The following is an 18,430-nucleotide window of genomic DNA, read 5'->3' as shown; positions in this document are numbered from 1 at the left end:
ACCGTATGATTGATAAATAAAATGATTTATAGAATTTGTGGAGGCTACCAATGGTCAACGACAAGATTACTTTGAACTTTGAAATAGAAAAAGGCGAACCTATAGATCGATACTACTTTTCTGCACATATAAAGCTTACAGATGAAAGCAAAAATCTTTTGCGCGAGAAGCTTGGCAGTACAATTCAATTCGATAATCTAGATGATCACTTCAATCTTAACCATGAGAATTTTTATATCTACTACAACAAATATAGTGAGCACAATGGTAGAAGTGAGCTACACGTTAGGGATGATAACGGTAAATATTTAACCTCCAATCTTCCACTTAATTACTATGGATTCTCAATGGAACTATCACCTGACGGAGCGTCAATTGCAGATTATGGTTTTTATCCTCTGTATGCAATCTATAACCCAAATCACTATGATAAAGCAAAGGAAAAAGTATTTGATGATCACGGTGAATTGTCACCAATTGCATCAAATGTGTTAGATAATTTTTTAAGCAACACAAATAGCTTAACCACACAAGATATATTACAAAATGTATTCTCACAACTGCAGAAGAAAGCTGATGAAGAAGCAGAAAGATTGGCAAGAGAGAGAGAAGCAGAAAGACAAAGGGAGGAAGAGTTAAATGAAAAGAACGAGGAGTTAAAAGAACTTGTAGAAAAGGATGAGATTAAAATATTCAAAGTGGTAAAAGGTAATGATTTAGGTAATGGGCATTCAGCAGTAGTTTTACAACTTGATGGGGAAGAAGGTGACAAGATACCTCTCGACTCTAGTAAATACTACATAGCAGAGTATAGACACCACCCAGAATGGGAAGGCGATGAATATTTAAATTTTGTTAGCCCTGATAGTGATATGCTGGTTAATTATGAAAACTTATTTTTTGTGCTCAATCAAAGCTCCTACTCAGACTTTGAAAGTGGGTTTTATTCAGAAAACAGAACCGATCCCCATAATTATGCTAAATATTCAAAGGAACCATATTTGAGTGGTGACCAGCTATCTGAAAAATTATCTAATGAATTGGAGGAAGATAGCAATCAGATAGGTACTGAATTTACAATTGATGATGAGCAAGTAGACGAAGAAGTTGTGGTAGAGAGTGAAGCCAAGTCTGGGGAGAAAGGAACGGTTGGTGAGGATAACGCAAAAAATACTATACAGGAAGAAGAATCTAACTATATAGATCAAATGCAAGCGGATGATAACAGCAGTTATAAACCAGCTTTGCAAAGCAATCGTGATGATTATGCTGATACGAAAAAAGCTCTGCAGGAAAAATTGCATGGAGATGAAATACACAAGCAAAGTAATGAGAAAGCTCAAAAAGATATAGAAGTAAAAAAAGTAACTGTGGAAACTGACAGTAGCAGTAATAAGACTGAAAAACAAACAAAACCAACAGAAGATGAACAAGAAACTGTTATGGCAAGTGTGATAGAAAATATGGATAAAAATTCTGATATTGAAGCAGAAACTTCTAACAGTGTTGCAAATTCACAACATCCCTTAAAAATAAAGACAGGAAGTCCTCTTGAAGTGGGAAAGTATAAGGTGGAGCTGCAAGTGACATATGATGATGTAAAGAATTTTTATGATACCGTACGTGGTAAATATCATGCTGGCGATGGATATAACTACGAACAAGTAATGGTTTTATATAATGAAATTGTTAGGCCCGCTCACAATCATCATTACGAGCTGTTTACTCTTGATGAAGCACATGTTGCTAATGATCACCTGTTTATCAAGGGTCAGGATTTTGGAACTCTAAATGATTTTAATGAGATGTTCTATAAAAGTGATGAGTTAATGTGATGTAAAAAGCAAGATTCAATCTGGTGAACGAGAGTTAGAGGTTGTCCGGAAACAAGTAAATTCAAGCATATTCCCTCTTTAACATAACCCTACTCATAGCTAGGTATATGAAATTCTCAGTGGATGTTGTGAGTAAATCATACTCCTTCGATAGCCTTCTATTCCTATTAACCCAAGCAAAAGTCCTTTCTACAACCCATCTTCTTGGCTGTACTTTAAACCCTTGTTCTCTTGTTGGTAGTAGCTCAGGTGGCGTATCTTTGTGCACCCAAAATCTACATGTAGGCCTTTTAACAATTTCAATATCTATGTCATATTCTTCCTTTATGTGATTCTTTAAATTTCTTCCTTGGTATCCCATGTCAGCCCACATTTTTTTAACTTTAGTATATTTTGTTCTCATATTGTTTAATGCTATTTTAATACCATCTCTATCATTTTCGTTAGCAGCGCCTACGTAACAACCTAGTATAAAACCCTGAGTGTCTGTAATTATATGCCTTTTTCTACCCTTTACTTTTTTACTTCCATCATAGCCTTTGATCCCCCCTTTTCTGTAGTCTTTACAGATTGACTATCTACTATACAGGCACTCGGCTGCTCATTCCTTCCTATTTTTCTTCTACTATATTTTGTAATTTCATAATTCATTTTCTCAAAAATTCCCTGCTTCTTCCATTGCCTGAACTGCTCATACACAGTCTTCCATAGCGGAAAATCATTTGGTAAATACCGCCATTGACACCCTGTACGCAATACATAGAAAATTGCTTCTAATATTTCTCTTTTGCTATACTTTGGCGGCCTTCCTCCTTTCTTGTATGATACTCTGAAGTGTTTTTCTATTCTTGCCCATTCCCTTTCGCTTAGATCTGTTGGATACTTTTTTCTCATCTTTACCCCGTACTAAAATTTCAGATATTATAGCCTTTTACTTGTTTCCGGACAACCTCTAACTGACAGAGGAGATTGACACGTATGCCTTTATCTTTAAGATTGTTTATCAAGTATAGACATCAGCTCGCCCCATTCTCTTTTACCAATATTACTTTCTTCTCTAGTAACGTTTTCCCCTTTAATTAATTTGCGAATTATTTCTAGACCAGTTCTTGAAATACAGGCTGATTCTAGGCAATATTCAACAAAGGCATTGTAGGCCAGTGGAACCCATTTTTTTATTATATCCAGCATAACTTCTGCATAAACTCTGATTTCATATTGGGCATGCTTATCAGCTCTAAGCTTCAAAAAATGAAGGAGATTATGCAGATCTATTTTCCAATAAAATTGCGTGTAGTAATTAAGCATTAGGTTAGTTCTGGCAATTTCTCTTGCAAGCCCCTGCTCAATAAATTTTTCATAATGAGAATATACTAAATTAGAGTCATTTGTTAGAGAATCTATTATTTCCTTTGAGGTATCTGGATCAAAAGCTTCCCCGCTACCTTGTTTATTATTGTCAGATTGTTTTGCAACTTGTTCTGGTTTAGGTGTATAAAATTCATTATCAAGTATTGAATACCTTGCTGAATATTCATTCACATTTGCAGTTCTATGCCTTATCCATTGCCTTGCAACAAAAATTGGAAGTTTCACGTGAAACTTAATTTCACACATTTCAAATGGAGTTGTATGATGATGTCTCATTAAATACTTTATAAGTGCTTCATCCTGACTTATCTGTTTTGTTCCCTTGCCATAAGAAACACGAGCAGCTTGAACTATAGCGCTATCAGAGCCCATATAATCCACTACTCGAATAAATCCATGGTCTAATACCTTATGTTCTTCATATAAGATTGCATCTATTTCTTTTACTATAGTTCGTTTGGTTGCTTCATTCATAAAATATTCTCAAGACGAAATGGAGATATCAGCTCCACATGAATTGAGTTTTTCATGCATTGCTTCATATCCTCTCCATAAATGATGTGAATTGTTTATTATAGTTTCTCCACCGGCTACCAAAGAAGCAAGCACCAAAGCTGCTGTTGATCTTAAGTCAGTAGCATATAGATTAGCTCCAGATAAGCTTTTTATTCCACTTATAGTAGCTTTGCTTTTCTCGATGCTGATATTAGCACCTAACTTTCTCAATTCATCTGCATGTGTAAATCTGTTTTCAAAAATGTTCTCTTCAATTACTGATATCCCATCAGCGATGCACATTGCAGACATCAGTTGTGGTTGCATATCACTGGGAAAATTGGGATATGGATCTGTCGCAACGTTAGCAGACTTAATAGAGCCATTTTTTCTGGAAATAACAATGCCTCCATCATACAGTTCAACCATAGCTCCTATAGTCTCCAACTCATTTGTAATACACCTTATATCAGATAGATTTATTCCTTCCAACTCCAACTTACCACCGGTTATTATAGCAGCTAGTGCATAGGTGCCTGCTTCTATGCGATCTGGTATTATTTTATGAACACATCCATTTAGTGCTTCAACTCCTGTTATTATGACCTTTGTATTATCAATTTCAATATCAGCACCCATTTTCTTCAGAAAATCTATTAAATCAAGAACTTCCGGCTCAGTTGCAGCATTGTTTATTGTTGTCACTCCTTCTGCAAATGTTGCTGCCATTATTACATTTTCTGTTGCGCCAACACTTATTTTCTCAAATGTGATTTCTTTTCCTTGTAGCTTTCCTTTCACTGTTGCAATTATATTATAGCCGTCAATTTCAATTTTAGCTCCCATTTCTTCTAATGCTTTAATATGCATATCAACGGGACGCTTTCCAATGTTGCATCCACCAGGAAATGCTGTTCTCGCTTTGCCAAATCTGCTAAGCATTGGACCCAATATTAGAAAAGAAGTTCTTAGCTTACTTGCGGTTTTATATGGCATCACGTGATTGTTGATATTGCTGCAGTCAATTTTCAAAGTATGGTTCGCTTTATAATTTTTATTGTGCATAAAGTTCACTTCTGCTCCAAGACTTTCAAGCAACTTAGACATTAGATGCACATCAATTAAATCAGGTACATTATGCAAAATTACCGGGGAGCTACTTAATAGACTTGCTGCCATTATTGGTAAAACAGCATTTTTTGAGCCATTAATCTTGATTTTTCCGACCAAAGGTTTGTAGTTATTTCTTATTAATATCTTGTGCATTTAATTAGATATAAAGTATAATTCATTAGTTTATTGAAGTCTTACTAAGTATAATAGATTGACCGTAAAAGGCAAAATTTGCTTTTTCTTCCTCATCATCCCAGTGTCATGCTACCTGCATGACACCTGATGCGAATTGCCTCCGAAATTTTATACTATGAATTACTCAAATGACGCTCTCGAGCTTTATCAAACCAAATAACACCAATTGCAACAATGAAATAACCAGCTGCTCCTAATGTAAGGCGAATTACTGCATCGAAAGTTGACAGAGGAGGAGACGGCATTAGAATGCTCAAAACACTATACACAAGATTATTTGTTGCATGAGCAATAGTTACTGGCCAAATCGAGTTGTCTTTTTCAAACAACCAGGTAAACATTATAGACATTGCACAAATATAAAGGGTATAAGCACAAATAGTCGGGAATGTAAAGCCATCCTTCCACAAAGCTGAGCCAGCAACCACATAAGTTGGTATGTGCCATACTGACCAAATAATACCGACAATAATTGCTCTGATATAAAAATTTGATATTTTGCTTTTAAGATTTTTCAAAAGATAGCCACGCCAACCGATCTCTTCACCAAGAGACATAATGATCCACATCACAAAGGTTGATATAAAACAAATAACATCACTAATGGACTCAAAACTGCACTCAAATCCTTTACACGGTCTAACGTAAAAGACTCTCGGAAAAATGAAAAACCGCAGTAAATTGACAAAAGACCATTGGAAATTAGCATACTTACCAGAATAAGTATAAACCCTAATAGACAGTTTTTTGGCGAACTAAGTTTAAAAAGATCCCTTACCTTCTGTTTATTATAAATGGTTAGCAAAATTGCAACTGAAGCCGGAACAAATGTTGTTAATAATGTTATGTCTTTGAAAGGTAAGCACCAAGCTATAATGCACGTCAAAAAATATGTAATTACAACAAATAATGTACAATTAATAGTGGTTAAATTGTTCGGTAGAAGCTGTAGCTTTACTCCTCTCGTTTGAGTTTTATTACTACAACTCCCCCTAAAGAACCGTGCTTGCAGATTTCCCGCACACGGCTCATCAATATTAGTTTTCACAGTCGTCCCTCTTATGCATATAAAGAAAAATGTATTTTTGGCTTTGGTAATGGATTTACTTCTACGTAGTGTACAAACTGTTCCCAGGTCATACTCTTTTTCTGACTACGCCGATTTATCCATTTAAATGCTAGCTTTCTTACTGATGTGTAAAATTGTTTCAAACACCAATAATTTCCGCTAATACCAAAGTAGTTATAGTGTCCTGTTAATTTAGCCTTCAGTACTTGCCACCAATCTTTAAGTCGAATACTTCCGCGGACTATTTTCAACCACTCCTTGATTTCTTTTAGTTTTCTGGCTAGATTTAACTTAGAGGTTTTATGTCCCATCATTAATCTACCACGACGACTTTTTGCACCATAGTGCGTAAACCCCAGAAAATTGAAACTTTCCGTCCTTCGTTTCTCTCTTATCGCTCGTTGCCACTCCCTCTTGCCAAACTTTACTACTCTGGTCTTGTTTTCAGATACTTCCAACCCAAATTTATTTAGCCTTTGTTTCAGTAATTCCAGAAATTCTTCCGCGTCTACCTTACTTTCGCAACAAACCACAAAATCATCGCAAAACCTTATTTGTTGTATATATCCTCTGGATCTTGATTTAAATTTCTTTTCTATCCATAAATCCAACACATAATGTAAGTATATATTTGCTAATACAGGACTTACTATACCGCCTTGTGGTGTACCTTGTTTTGTTGCTTCATAATTTCCAGCTTCGACTATCCCTGCCTTGAGAAACCGCTTTACTAACCACAGCAAATTTGGGTCAGTTATTCGTTCCCTTAGACACCTCATTAGCCATTTATGCTGTATATTATCGTAGAACTTCTTGATATCCACTTCTACAATGTAGTTTATTGGCTTGTACTTAACTGCTTTATCTAGTGCATTTACCGCTTGATGACAGTTTCTTCCAGGTCGAAATCCATATGAGCTGTCCAGAAAGTTTGCCTCGTAAATATTTTCTAATATCTTCTTCAGCATAATCTGTACTAATTTATCCTCGGTCGATGGTATTCCGAGTCCGCGTTTCTCTTTACTTCCAGCTTTCGGTATATATACCCTCTTTACTGGTTGTGGTTGATATTGCTTCCTCTTCATACTTTCTACTAGCACTTCGAGTTTCTCATTCAGATTTTCTCCGTATGATTCCACTGTTATCTGGTCTACTCCACAAGCCTTGTTACGCTTCAGTTCTTTATAACATCTCGCAAGATTCTCTGTATTTATCAGATGGACTAACGATGTGAATTTTAGTCGCTTATCTTGCTTTGCTCTTACTGCTATCTGGTTTAGTTTATATCGCATGTTATTCCTACCTCCGTTGTATTGGCATAGCAATCCCTATTCCAGTTACTATATTGCTGATCGCTTCCCCTTGTACGTGGCTTTCCCACATTCTGAGTACTATCAATCAGTCCGACTTCCCCTGCATCTTCCGCTAGTTCTTGCCTTTGTTGACTTGTTCCAACGTACCTTAATAGGAATGCATGGGATCTCCCAAGTTCACTTGAAGTCCATTTCAATACATGGCACGGTCTCAGATCCCGATAGAGTGAGTGATAACTTGCCTTTACGTTATCCTTCATGCTGTCTTCCATGGCCATGAACATGTCGACCTCTATGTCTTCAGGTATTTCGGGACTCCACTCCTTCACTTCCGTTGTGCCCTGCATTGTCCATCCCACTAGCTCTATTACACTCGTTACCTCATGCAACATAGTGGTCTGTTCCAAACTTTTGGCTAGACTTTGTTTGTGTTGGATTTTCACCAACTGTTCTCCAAGCACTTCTTGGCGCACCATTATATACCTCACACAAAATTAGCAGCTACTTTCGTTTTCCTGTTTCTCAAGTACACTAATATGCTCACTATCGCTGCGGGAGTGATGCCTTGTATTTGCTTTGCAATGCCAATTGTTGCTGGTTTTATCGTCTGCAACTTTTCTATTACTTCACTTGACAAGCCTTTAACTTGTGAATAGTTGAAGTTGATTGGAATTTGAGTATTGATTTCCTCTCGTAAAAACTTCATATCTGCTTCTTGTCTTATTAGATAAGGTTTGTATTTTGCTTCAATTTCAACCGCTTCGCATATTTCATTCTTAGTTATGCTACCCACTGCGGTGTCATCCCAGCGCGTGACGCTGCTTAACTCCGGCCATATTTCTTGTAATTTATTCCAGTCGATATTTGGATAGCTAAGTAGATCTAGTGCCGTTTTTCTTATCCCATCATAAGATATTTTGATACCATAAGACCTAAGCTGCTCAGGAGTAATCGTCAAACTCTCTAGTTTTTCTTCAAGTTGCTTAATAGATTTAAGTTTATTCTGTAAAACAGAGTATCTCTCATGCGACACAAGGGAAATATCATAACCTTTTTGTGTTAATCTCCTATCTGCATTATCTGACCTGATAGCTAGCCTATATTCTGCACGTGAGGTAAATAATCTATAAGGTTCGATCACCCCTTTAGTGACTAGATCATCTATCATTACGCCGATATACGAATCTGTGCGGTGGAGAACAAAGCTTTCTTTTTTTTCAGATGCAGAAAGTGCTGCATTGATCCCGGCGATAATTCCTTGCCCTGCTGCTTCTTCATATCCAGTAGTGCCATTAATTTGGCCAGCAAAATATAGACCTTTAACTTTCTTAGTTTCAAGAGTATGAAATAGCTCTCGTGGGTCAATATAGTCATACTCAACTGCATATCCAGGTCTCAATATTTCTGCGTTCTCAAGTCCTTTGATACTCTTTATCATTTCACGCTGCACTTCAATAGGCAATGAATTTGAAATTCCGTTCGGGTATACAGTATCATCATTCAGGCCTTCTGGCTCTAGAAATATTTGATGACTACTTTTTTCTGCAAATTTTTTAACTTTAACTTCAATTGATGGGCAGTATCTTGGTGCAACAATGTCATCCAAATACGAAGAAGCTGACCTGTGAAGGTTCTCTCGAATTATTCTATGTGTATTTTCGTTAGTATGAGTAATAAAACATGAAACCTGAGGTTGGTTAATTTTTTCTGTGAGATAAGAAAACGGCACAGGTGGATTATCACCTACTTGTTCTTGCAATATTGACCAGTTTATAGTATTACGATCAAGCCTTGGTGGAGTTCCGGTACGCAGTCTACCTAATTTAAAATTATATTTCTTCAACGTATTTGCAAGTTCTACGGCAGGCTCATCTCCCATTCTCCCTGAAGGAGTTACCTGCTCTCCTATATGAATCACACCCCGCAGAAAAGTCCCTGTAGTTAGAACGACTTTACTTGTTGGTATACGTTCACCTGAGCTTATTATTACAGCTTTAATGCACGGTTTTCCATTGCCATTACTCTCTATAAGGAAATCGTTAACTGACTCTTCTTTTACCGTCAAATTGTTATAATTTAGAATGATTTCCTGTATTGCTTGCTTGTACAATTTTCGGTCTGCCTGTGCACGCGGGCCCCATACTGCCGCACCTCTGCTGCTATTTAAAATGACTGAGTGTATGCTTGACTGATCGATTGCTCTTCCCATTATTCCATCAAGAGCGTCAACTTCCCTAACTACAACACCCTTTGCAACTCCTCCGATTGCTGGGTTGCAGGACATTTCCCCTATAGTTGAAATTTTATGAGTTATGAGCAGCGTGCTTGCACCAAGGCGAGCTGCGGCTGCAGCCGCTTCGCACCCTGCATGACCACCACCTACTACTACTACGTCATATTTATGCATGCCTTCTTGAGTAACTCTTACTCTCTAATATTCCGACTATTAGCGGTTAATGTCAAATTTTATAGTGATACCTCTCCTGTTACTCCGTACTGCACATACAACTATACGCACATTCGTTTTTGCTAAGGTAATTCGCACGACAAATGATGTCATGCCAGTGCTTGACACTGGCATCCAGTTTTCTTTACAAATTCACCAAAAGTGCTTCATTCTATAACGCAAAACCCATACTTACCAAACCCAATGCATTACTTGCAATTAAGTTTCCTGGATCCCAGTGTCAAGCACTGGGATGACACCCCTTTGTGTTTGAGGCAAAACCGGCTATAACACTTAACACACTGCCTTTGCAAACAAATGTTCGTACAGCTATATGCTGCACACTAGAATAACAGAAAGCAGAAACCTTACTTAATTGGGTTAAAGTGATTCGTACCCCTTCTCTTTTGAAGAAAAACACTCAACTATAGGTGATATAATATATTCATTCACTTTTTCAGCAGCAAATATTATAGCCATGGTTGCAAATAACCCTGCTATCGGTGCTATCACTCCTATTGTTGCACCTGCTAAAGCTGCAGAGCCCATTCCAAGCATTGCACCAGGAAAAATAGCAGTTGCGGCTGCAGCAAGGCCAACTCCAATTGCAGCACTTGTAACGCAAAAACAAGCCACCCCGAAAAGACCTTTTTTGGAGAATTTTCCTTCTTTTACACTATTGCATATAAAATATGCAGTTAATAATATTACAGGAATGGCGGCACCACCTATAACCAAAGGTGATAAAGCTGTAAAACTCAATCCCAGAACTGTAAATGCACCTATTACCGATGCTGCGCCACAAAATATTAAAAGACTTTTAGTGCCGTCATCCATATAACCTCCCTAATTAATTGATATATTACCATTTGTTCATATCTCCGTCAAGCAGAAAATTTTAGTGGGGCGAGCGACCAGGATCGAACTGGCGACATTCAGTACCACAAACTGACGCTCTACCAACTGAGCTACGCCCGCCAAGGTATAAAATATCTAACATACGAGCGCAAATAGTCAATTGATTATTTAACTCTCCTTTTGCAGAGGGTTTTAAGTTTAGCCAATAAATATTTTCATTGATACTTTTACTATTATAGTTAATTGTATTGACACTAATGAAGTAGTGGTATGTTTAAAAGTATTTTCACATTTAGTTTTTTTACGGCTATTTCAAGGATCTCAGGGTTAATAAGAGATGTATTGATTGCTACGGTTATTGGTGCGAACTCTCTTGCAGACATATTTTTTTCTTCGTTTCGCTTTGCCAATCTATTTCGAGCATTTTTTGCAGAAGGAGCGTTCACTACCTCATTCATACCGTTATATTCGACAGAATCATATGATAATAAAAAGGCATTTAATTTTGCAAGTAGTGTAATATCCATTACGTTTATTATCTTAGTAATTTTTTGCCTTATTATGCAAACTTTCTCCCCTTATATGATTCAAATTTTTGCTCCTGGATTTGACCAAAGTAAGTTTACCCTTACTGTTACTTTATCAAGAATTATGATGCCCTACATAATCTTTGTTTCAATTGCATCACTTATTGGTGGAATGCTGCAAGTAAAGCAGCATTTTGCTTCAACAGCTATTGCACCAATTGTTTTGAATCTCTGTTTAATCATCAGTTTGTTTGTGCCTTACGTAAAAACTCCAGCGCACAACCTTTCTATAGCTGTCCTTATAGGAGGAATTTTCCAGCTACTTTTGATACTATTTAGTGCATACAAGTTAAAGGCAGCTTTTTCTTTTAGCCTTGAATTAAGCAATGAAGTAAGGTTGTTTTTTAAGCGTGTGATACCTGCAATTATCAACAATTGTGTAACTCAAATAAGCTTATGGATTGATACAATAATGGCAAGTTTTATACCAAATGCGGTGTCTTATATATATTATGCCGATAGACTAAATCAACTACCGCAGGGAATAATCGGTACTGCAATTGGTACAGTGCTTCTTCCTCTAATTTCAAAACAGGTGAATAATACTGAAAATATAGTCAAAATACAGAACAAGGCTCTCAACATAGGATTAATGTTAATTATGCCAACAACTGCTGCCTTTATCATTATTCCCGACATAATTTTACTTACGCTTTTTTCTTACGGCCGGTTTGATCATTATGCAGTGCAGCAAACTGTTCCCACTTTAATAGCATTTTCTCTTTCTTTACCTGCATTTATTATAAATAAAGTATTGCTACCTACATTTTTTGCTAAAGGCAATCTGAAAATACCAACCATATTTTCGCTAATGTGTCTTGGAATTAATGTAGTGCTAAACCTTTTGTTAATGAACGAGTATCAGCATACGGGGATTGCTATTGCTACTTCCGTTTCCACTTGGATAAACTCCATTCTATTAATTAGTTATTTAACAATAAATAAGATGTATAAGGTTAGCCAAGCGTTATTGTTAAATATCATGAAAATTTTTGTAGCAACGGTAGTCATGTCAATAGCCCTTTATATTTTTAATTCTTTGTTGGCAGGATTATTTTTTGATAAAATGTTAGCTCGTATCGTTTATTTAACGACTTTAATAGCTTTGAGTGTTATTGTTTATTTTGGTATTCTTTACCTAACTTTTAGAGGAAGTTTGAAAACATGTATAAATGTAATCTGAAGGTACAACAAATGGTGTCATCCAAGTGCTTGACACTGGGATCCAGATATAAAAGTATTTACAAATTGTGCAATAGACAACAGATTCTAGGAGCATACGCTGAAATAATGCCCATGATGAAAATAAGATGGATCCCAGTGTCACGCACTTGGATGACAGGAAAAAGGTGAACTGGGATGACAAGATGAAAGGATGCTGGAATGAGAGGTCTACTATGAGACTTTCTTTATATGCCGTATTATCAATCTCGCTGCTATTAATTCTCATGCACGTTGCTGCAACTTTTAAGGATTGGAGTGGCTACAAGGAATATATTATAAAAGAGTTGGAGAGGACGTATGATGCTGAAGTGCGTATTGGGGGGAAAATTAAAGTTTCGTTGATTACCCCAAAGCTCACTATTTATAATGTATATGTACAATACAACGAAAATAAAGAGCAAAAGTTGTCAGATTTAATTAGTGTAAGAAAAATTGAGGTAAAACCGTCACTCCTATCGTTGTTTTTATTTTCGTTGCAACCAAAGTCAATCACATTGTTTGGCATGAAAAGCAATAAAGAAAATTTAATTAATATTATAAATACAAAAGCCAGTGGTAACACAGTCGATATAGTAATAAAAGACAGCCAAGTAAGTTTTAAGAATGATTTCGCTAATTATAGCAGCATTGTTAATATAAAGGAGGTTGCTGTAAAAAAAAATAGGCAATTCTCCGGTAAAGTAAAGGTAGGTGATAATAATTACGATTTTTCAGGAAAGGTTGATATCACAAAAAAGAATGTACACATTAGTGTTGAATCAAATTTTGTAAATTTGCTATTTACAGGTAATAGAAATCAAGAAGAACTCCAGGGTAATTTAACACTAACGATCAATAATAGTTCCGGTTTTGCGAGTGATTTAGCAAAAATCATTAATCTTAGCTTTCTCTCTCATGTTATTCCTAGCAAAAATATCAAGATATCATCCAATATAAGTCTTAATGAAAGTGAGTTTACGGCAACTGACCTAAAAATTGATTCCAAAAGCATGCAAGCCAGTGGTACAATACAAAATGATAGAAAAGGCAATCACACTAATCTCAATATTAGCTTCAGTAAAGTTGATTTAGATTCCATACAAGATGATTTACAAAAAACAATGAATATGAAAGACCTTCTGGAATGTTTTAGAGAAGTTGTGCCAAAGAACTTGAGCTTAAATTTTAATATAGAAGCTTCTAACATTCAATATCAAAACAAAATATTGGACAATTTCCGTGCTGTACTAAAATCCACTGATGGCAAAGTAAAAGTTAATACGCTTCTTAAATTTCCTGGAATCAATAATATATCTTACTTATCAGGAGAGATCTCAAACAATAATGTCCTATCTGAATTCAACGGTGATTTATTAGTCGAAGGAAATGATTTTGAGTCATTCATTTCATGTTTTTTCCCTTCTATAAAGATGAAAGAAAACCAGAAAAATCAATTTACACTAAGTTCTAAACTGCACCTTGCACCAAGAATATTATCTATCTCAGACATTAGACTGCTAAATAATAAGGAATCCTTGCAAGGGTCAATTAGAGTAAGCCACACAAAAAAACACAATGTGATCAATGGTGAATTTAGCATGCATAATCTTGATGCAGATAAATATGATCATTCATTATTTAGCAGTTTACCTAAAATGCAATGGCTGAAAATTTTTCAGTATGATGCAAATATAAAGGCCAGTGTTAATAACCTTACATTGAATGATACGAAAATTAAAAATTTGGATTTTTTGCTAAAAATGGAAAAAGGTAAGCTAGTTGCAGATAAAATAAAACTATCTGGAGAAGATTTCGATATTACCGGTAATGCAAAAATATTAGCAGATCAAAAATACGCCAAACCTTTATTAGATGTTAACCTTACGGGCAGTAAATTTAATGGAAATATCTTTAAATTACCGAATTTAGTAGAGACGAAAAGAAATTCAAGAAATGAGATAGATCAAATTCAATGGTCAACAAAGCAGCTTGATTTTCTGGATGATAAAGAAGGCTTTGATGCAAATGTGCAAATCAATACTGCAGAATTTAAAACCGAGCAGAATGTTTTAAAAGATTTTAATTTGGATGCGGTAATGAGAAACAACACTATCACTATCAGGCAGGCAAGTTACGTATTAGAACACGGGCAAGTGTTTTTTCAGGGTTATTTAAGATCAGACTCAATAAATACAAGGTTTTCTATTGTAAATTTGGACACTAAAAAGATTGGTAAGGTTATAGGAATTGACAATGTAAATGGTCAGGTAAGCTTAAATGGTGAAATCAAAACTCAAGGAAAAAGTTTTCATGATTGGGCTAGTAACTTATCAGGAGATGTAAACTTACAAGCGCAAGGAATAGAAGTTACTAATGTAGATTTCAATTCATTTATCACTAATTTGTTAAGCAGTAAGAATAAATCTGAAATTTCCACACTTGCTTATGTTGATATATATAACGGTAAAACATCTTTTGAAAATATTAGCGGAAAAGCAAGTATTAAGAGTGGTATATGTTCAACTAGTTTACAATTCGGGATTGATCAAGCATCAGGGTCGATCTCTTCTAATTTAACCTTATCTAACTTCGCTTTAGTTTCTATATTCAGGTTCTTTTTCATACCACCAAATTATAGTAATCCAATCTATATCGATATGCATTTGGATGGCCCTATTTGGCGTCCTAAGATGAGTTTTGATGTAGACCAAATCTTCACCGCTCTGGTTGGCAAGAAAAATAGTTGATTTACTTAGGCGTACGGTTTAGGAGACAATGAACTCATCTGAACGGGTACAAACTTAACCTAACTCATCACCACCCGGCAGCGGTGGTAAGCCAAATGCTTCCCTTTTTTCATTGAGTGTCATAAAGCTTGCATTTTCTACATATTTCCACAACTTTTGTCTCTTTTCCATGAGAATTTCTATTGCATCTTTGTCATACGACAAGCACAGATCTTCACCAAATCTTGGTATCAGCCAAGAATTCAGGTGACAGATAATATTTTCTAGCGTTGGTAAAACCGTCTGTTCCCAGAGGGATAAGCGTGCTTCGACTAAATTGCTATAAGTGTTATCACCTGGTATGCCAAGCAACTGCGGCGGAACACCAAAAGCCAGGGCAATATCACGAGCTGAACTGTGTTTGGACTCAATGAAATCCATATCCCTTGGCGATAAGCTCATTTCCTTCCACTCCAAGCCTCCTTCAAGCAATATCGGTCTTCCAGCATTGACAGGCCCTGAATAATGATCATTTATCTGCACCTTTAAGCGTTGGTACTGCTCTTGACTTAAACTTCCACCACTTCCATCTTTTGCTGATTTCACAACTATTGCACCACTTGGTCTTGCTCCGTTTTGCAACATCGCTTGATTCCAAGCACCCGCCTGATTATGCTGATCTATGCTATATGCAGCTGCCTCAATTGGTGATAGCCCATACCAATCATTCAAAGGATTAAAGGTCTTTAAGTGCAACACTGCTGAACATCCAGTTAGTTTATCAACTTTAAAGTCATAACTGTTGTTATTTATGGTATAACGATAGATATAAGGAACGTTATTTCTCCCTGGAACAATTTCAACCCTATCTGGGCGCAGAAGATAAAGCTCTGTTGGTGGTTTTCTATTGTTCTGCGACTCAACCATCAATATATAAGAATTGCCGTTAACTAACCGATAAGTTACAATCCCCTCAATAAATTCCGATTTTGATGTCATTGGATTAGGAGAATAAAGTAATTTCAGTAATGGATGGGCTTTTAATTGTGATTTTCCCTGGTCAGTAAGCTGGCAGAGAGTAAGAGGTACCGAAGATGCAGCACTTGCAATCATATTGATTGCTCGAAAGGCAATAACATTTTTTATGTAACCTTCCTCAGCAAAACTTACATAATCACGCTTACTCCAACTTGGCTCCATCATTAGCTGCAAAGCAGAATATTTAGTAAATACTGCGCTTTTTTTTCTTTGAAAGATGTTGAAATTCATATGTGCCTCATGAAAGATGTTTAAAAGTTAAAAGTGTTTTAGATTCTGTAGTTAAACTAAGACATAGATCCCAGTGTCACGCACTGGGATGACGGAAGGAAAGCACTTGGGTGACAGGAAAAGAACGAACTGCTATACTAAAAAAAAAGAAATAGAATATGACAGAATGGCTAATATCTAATCAGCTTATTGATTATAACTGTGCTGTAAAATCCATGGAAGAGAAAATTCAACAAATTCACAATAATTCAGCAGACGAATTGGTATGGCTACTCCAGCACCCTCCACTTTATACTGCAGGAATCAGTGCAACAGATGACGACGTTGTTGAAAAATTATTTCCTATATATAAAACAGGAAGGGGTGGTAAGCACACATATCATGGTCCAGGACAGCGCATCATATATTTAATGTTAAACCTTAAAAAAAGAAATAAATGCGATATAAAGCTATATATTAGAGACCTAAGTAATTGGATGATAAACGTTTTAAGGCATTTTAATATACTTGGAGAATTTAAAGAGGATAGAATAGGTGTTTGGGTAAACCATAACGGAGTAGAAAAAAAAATTGCAGCTTTTGGTATCCGTTTAAGAAAATGGGTAACTTATCATGGCATAGCGCTTAACGTCTTTCCAGACCTCTCTCACTATAAGGGTATTATTCCTTGTGGACTGCAAGATTATGGCGTCACGTCAATGGAAGAACTAGGAGTGAAAGTTCCACTCTCTGAATTGGATGATATACTAAAAAAAGAGTTTTATAAGATATTTTAATGATTGTTTATCTTTTATATTTCATTCTCACTTTATGTGCTAACACAAGTATTCATGCAATCGACCAAGTTGATATTATTGCTCCTTCTTCGAAGGGAAAAGAATCAGATCTGACTACTATAAAAGAATATGTAGAAGCTTTGGATTTTAATCCTCATATTTCGGAGAAAATATATAGTAATGATAATCCATTTTATTCCAACTCTGATGAATTCAGAGCAAATGATTTGGTTAGTGCACTAACCGGTGATAGTAAAATAATTTGGTGTATCAGAGGAGGAGAAGGGGCTTCTCGGTTAATTCCCTATCTAGAAAAGTTACCCAATGATAAAAAAGAAAGGATTGCTCAAAACAAAAAAATCCTCATAGGCTATAGCGATATAACTGCCTTGCACATCTATCTACAAGCTAAATATGATTGGCAAACTCTTCACGGCACCATGTTGGAAATGATAGTAAATAACTCCGTTTCTGAAAGCTCTGTTGAAAAATTGAAAGAGTTAATTCTTAACAAGCGGGATTCTATCAGATTTGATAACCTAAAGACGATAAATAATGGCATTAGACTAAAAGATGGCAGATTAGAGTCTAAAATCATCGGTGGTAATATGACTCTAGTTGAAAATAGTATAGGAACCGCTTGGCAAATAAATGCGAAAGGTAAAATTCTATTTTTAGAGGACATAAGAGTTTACCCATATGCAATAGAGCGCAGTTTAGATCACCTAAAACAAGCTCACATCTTTGATGGAGTACATGCAGTAATCTTTGGGGATTTCGTTAACTGCTATAACGATAACCTTGTTGAAGTTGTAAAAGAAAGGTTTGCAAAAAGTGTTAACTTTCCTGTATTTACAATGAAAGGGGTAGGCCATGGACATACAAATGATCCTTTACCTTTTAACACTCACGCTATTATTAGCGTTCAAGACGAAAAAGAAGGTTTGTTTTTTATGGACGTGCAGAATGTTAGCTACACATAGCTGATAGCTCACTAGGCTTCTTTTGAAATTGTTAAGGTAATTGTCATCCCAGTGCCCTGACTACTTGGATCCAGAAGACTTAATTTTAACCAAGCAGGCTGCATAATAAAGGCTGGATTCCAGCGTCACGCGCTGGAATGACAAGGTATAAACCTTATCGTCATGCCGCCGCGAACCGTCATACCGCGATT

The 18,430-nt window shown here is 36.1% G+C and carries 12 protein-coding genes, 1 tRNA gene and 2 pseudogenes; 5 read left to right on the top strand and 10 right to left on the bottom strand.

The window, feature by feature from the left end; genetic code table 11:
- Positions 1 to 50: 50 nt before the first annotated feature.
- The gene (locus OPR52_RS00130; protein ID WP_265038198.1) at positions 51 to 1,835 is read left to right on the top strand and encodes a hypothetical protein; all 1,785 of its coding nucleotides are present in this window, start codon (positions 51 to 53) and stop codon (positions 1,833 to 1,835) included.
- A gap of 61 nt (positions 1,836 to 1,896) precedes the next feature.
- On the opposite strand, the pseudogene OPR52_RS00125 reads toward OPR52_RS00130, so the two are convergent.
- From OPR52_RS00125 to OPR52_RS00080, 9 genes and pseudogenes are all read right to left on the bottom strand, one after another.
- A pseudogene (locus OPR52_RS00125) lies at positions 1,897 to 2,729 on the bottom strand (IS5 family transposase).
- A 96-nt stretch (positions 2,730 to 2,825) separates the two neighbouring features.
- Positions 2,826 to 3,680: an FAD-dependent thymidylate synthase gene (thyX, locus tag OPR52_RS00120; RefSeq protein ID WP_015589436.1), complete on the bottom strand. Its 855-nt coding sequence runs from the start codon at positions 3,678 to 3,680 to the stop codon at positions 2,826 to 2,828.
- 9 nt (positions 3,681 to 3,689) lie between these two features.
- Positions 3,690 to 4,967 (bottom strand): UDP-N-acetylglucosamine 1-carboxyvinyltransferase, encoded by a 1,278-nt coding sequence (murA, locus tag OPR52_RS00115; protein WP_006279833.1) that lies wholly within the window; start codon positions 4,965 to 4,967, stop codon positions 3,690 to 3,692.
- Between the two features lie 155 nt (positions 4,968 to 5,122).
- Positions 5,123 to 5,931 (bottom strand): annotated as a pseudogene (locus OPR52_RS07790) (CPBP family intramembrane glutamic endopeptidase).
- A gap of 137 nt (positions 5,932 to 6,068) precedes the next feature.
- A complete protein-coding gene (gene ltrA / locus OPR52_RS00100; RefSeq protein WP_265037833.1) occupies positions 6,069 to 7,370 on the bottom strand; it encodes a group II intron reverse transcriptase/maturase in 1,302 nt (433 codons plus the stop codon).
- Positions 7,355 to 7,783, bottom strand: a complete 429-nt coding sequence (locus OPR52_RS00095; protein WP_264722787.1) for a hypothetical protein — start codon at positions 7,781 to 7,783, stop codon at positions 7,355 to 7,357. The genes ltrA and OPR52_RS00095 overlap by 16 nt, the downstream gene beginning before the upstream one ends.
- A 92-nt stretch (positions 7,784 to 7,875) precedes the next feature.
- On the bottom strand, positions 7,876 to 9,798 hold the full coding sequence (gene mnmG / locus OPR52_RS00090; protein WP_265038194.1) for a tRNA uridine-5-carboxymethylaminomethyl(34) synthesis enzyme MnmG: 1,923 nt from the start codon (positions 9,796 to 9,798) through the stop codon (positions 7,876 to 7,878).
- Positions 9,799 to 10,218: 420 nt separating this feature from the next.
- Positions 10,219 to 10,674, bottom strand: a complete 456-nt coding sequence (locus OPR52_RS00085) for a hypothetical protein (RefSeq protein WP_265038192.1) — start codon at positions 10,672 to 10,674, stop codon at positions 10,219 to 10,221.
- A gap of 65 nt (positions 10,675 to 10,739) precedes the next feature.
- Positions 10,740 to 10,815 (bottom strand) — tRNA-His (locus OPR52_RS00080).
- Between the two features lie 150 nt (positions 10,816 to 10,965).
- Between OPR52_RS00080 and murJ the strand changes: the two genes are divergently transcribed.
- Complete coding sequence (gene murJ, locus OPR52_RS00075; RefSeq protein ID WP_265038191.1) at positions 10,966 to 12,465, top strand: murein biosynthesis integral membrane protein MurJ; 1,500 nt, start codon at positions 10,966 to 10,968, stop codon at positions 12,463 to 12,465.
- 214 nt (positions 12,466 to 12,679) lie between these two features.
- Positions 12,680 to 15,232 (top strand): AsmA-like C-terminal region-containing protein, encoded by a 2,553-nt coding sequence (locus tag OPR52_RS00070; RefSeq protein WP_265038189.1) that lies wholly within the window; start codon positions 12,680 to 12,682, stop codon positions 15,230 to 15,232.
- Between the two features lie 54 nt (positions 15,233 to 15,286).
- On the opposite strand, the gene OPR52_RS00065 is transcribed toward OPR52_RS00070, so the two are convergent.
- Entirely contained in the window at positions 15,287 to 16,480 is a 1,194-nt protein-coding gene (locus tag OPR52_RS00065) for a phage portal protein (protein WP_264723187.1), read from the bottom strand.
- A 158-nt stretch (positions 16,481 to 16,638) separates the two neighbouring features.
- Between OPR52_RS00065 and lipB the strand changes: the two genes are divergently transcribed.
- Together lipB and OPR52_RS00055 are read left to right on the top strand one after the other, a co-directional pair.
- Positions 16,639 to 17,256: a lipoyl(octanoyl) transferase LipB gene (lipB, locus tag OPR52_RS00060; RefSeq protein WP_174515872.1), complete on the top strand. Its 618-nt coding sequence runs from the start codon at positions 16,639 to 16,641 to the stop codon at positions 17,254 to 17,256.
- Entirely contained in the window at positions 17,256 to 18,239 is a 984-nt protein-coding gene (locus OPR52_RS00055; protein WP_265038187.1) for an LD-carboxypeptidase, read from the top strand. The genes lipB and OPR52_RS00055 overlap by 1 nt, the downstream gene beginning before the upstream one ends.
- Positions 18,240 to 18,430 lie beyond the last annotated feature (191 nt).

Source organism: Wolbachia endosymbiont (group A) of Hylaeus communis, from assembly GCF_947251915.1.
Classification (GTDB): domain Bacteria; phylum Pseudomonadota; class Alphaproteobacteria; order Rickettsiales; family Anaplasmataceae; genus Wolbachia; species Wolbachia pipientis.
The sequence above is the reverse complement of the archived record's forward strand: the minus strand, read 5'-3'. Positions and strand labels throughout refer to the sequence as shown.

Coding starts and splice junctions, on each gene's coding strand:
- OPR52_RS00130 (WP_265038198.1), top strand. CDS start 51: ATGGTCAACGACAAGATTACTTTGAACTTTGAAATAGAAAAAGGCGAA.
- thyX (WP_015589436.1), bottom strand. CDS start 3,680: ATGAATGAAGCAACCAAACGAACTATAGTAAAAGAAATAGATGCAATC.
- ltrA (WP_265037833.1), bottom strand. CDS start 7,370: ATGCGATATAAACTAAACCAGATAGCAGTAAGAGCAAAGCAAGATAAG.
- OPR52_RS00065 (WP_264723187.1), bottom strand. CDS start 16,480: ATGAATTTCAACATCTTTCAAAGAAAAAAAAGCGCAGTATTTACTAAA.
- OPR52_RS00055 (WP_265038187.1), top strand. CDS start 17,256: ATGATTGTTTATCTTTTATATTTCATTCTCACTTTATGTGCTAACACA.
- OPR52_RS00095 (WP_264722787.1), bottom strand. CDS start 7,783: ATGTTGCATGAGGTAACGAGTGTAATAGAGCTAGTGGGATGGACAATG.
- mnmG (WP_265038194.1), bottom strand. CDS start 9,798: ATGCATAAATATGACGTAGTAGTAGTAGGTGGTGGTCATGCAGGGTGC.
- lipB (WP_174515872.1), top strand. CDS start 16,639: ATGACAGAATGGCTAATATCTAATCAGCTTATTGATTATAACTGTGCT.
- OPR52_RS00085 (WP_265038192.1), bottom strand. CDS start 10,674: ATGGATGACGGCACTAAAAGTCTTTTAATATTTTGTGGCGCAGCATCG.
- murJ (WP_265038191.1), top strand. CDS start 10,966: ATGTTTAAAAGTATTTTCACATTTAGTTTTTTTACGGCTATTTCAAGG.
- OPR52_RS00070 (WP_265038189.1), top strand. CDS start 12,680: ATGAGACTTTCTTTATATGCCGTATTATCAATCTCGCTGCTATTAATT.
- murA (WP_006279833.1), bottom strand. CDS start 4,967: ATGCACAAGATATTAATAAGAAATAACTACAAACCTTTGGTCGGAAAA.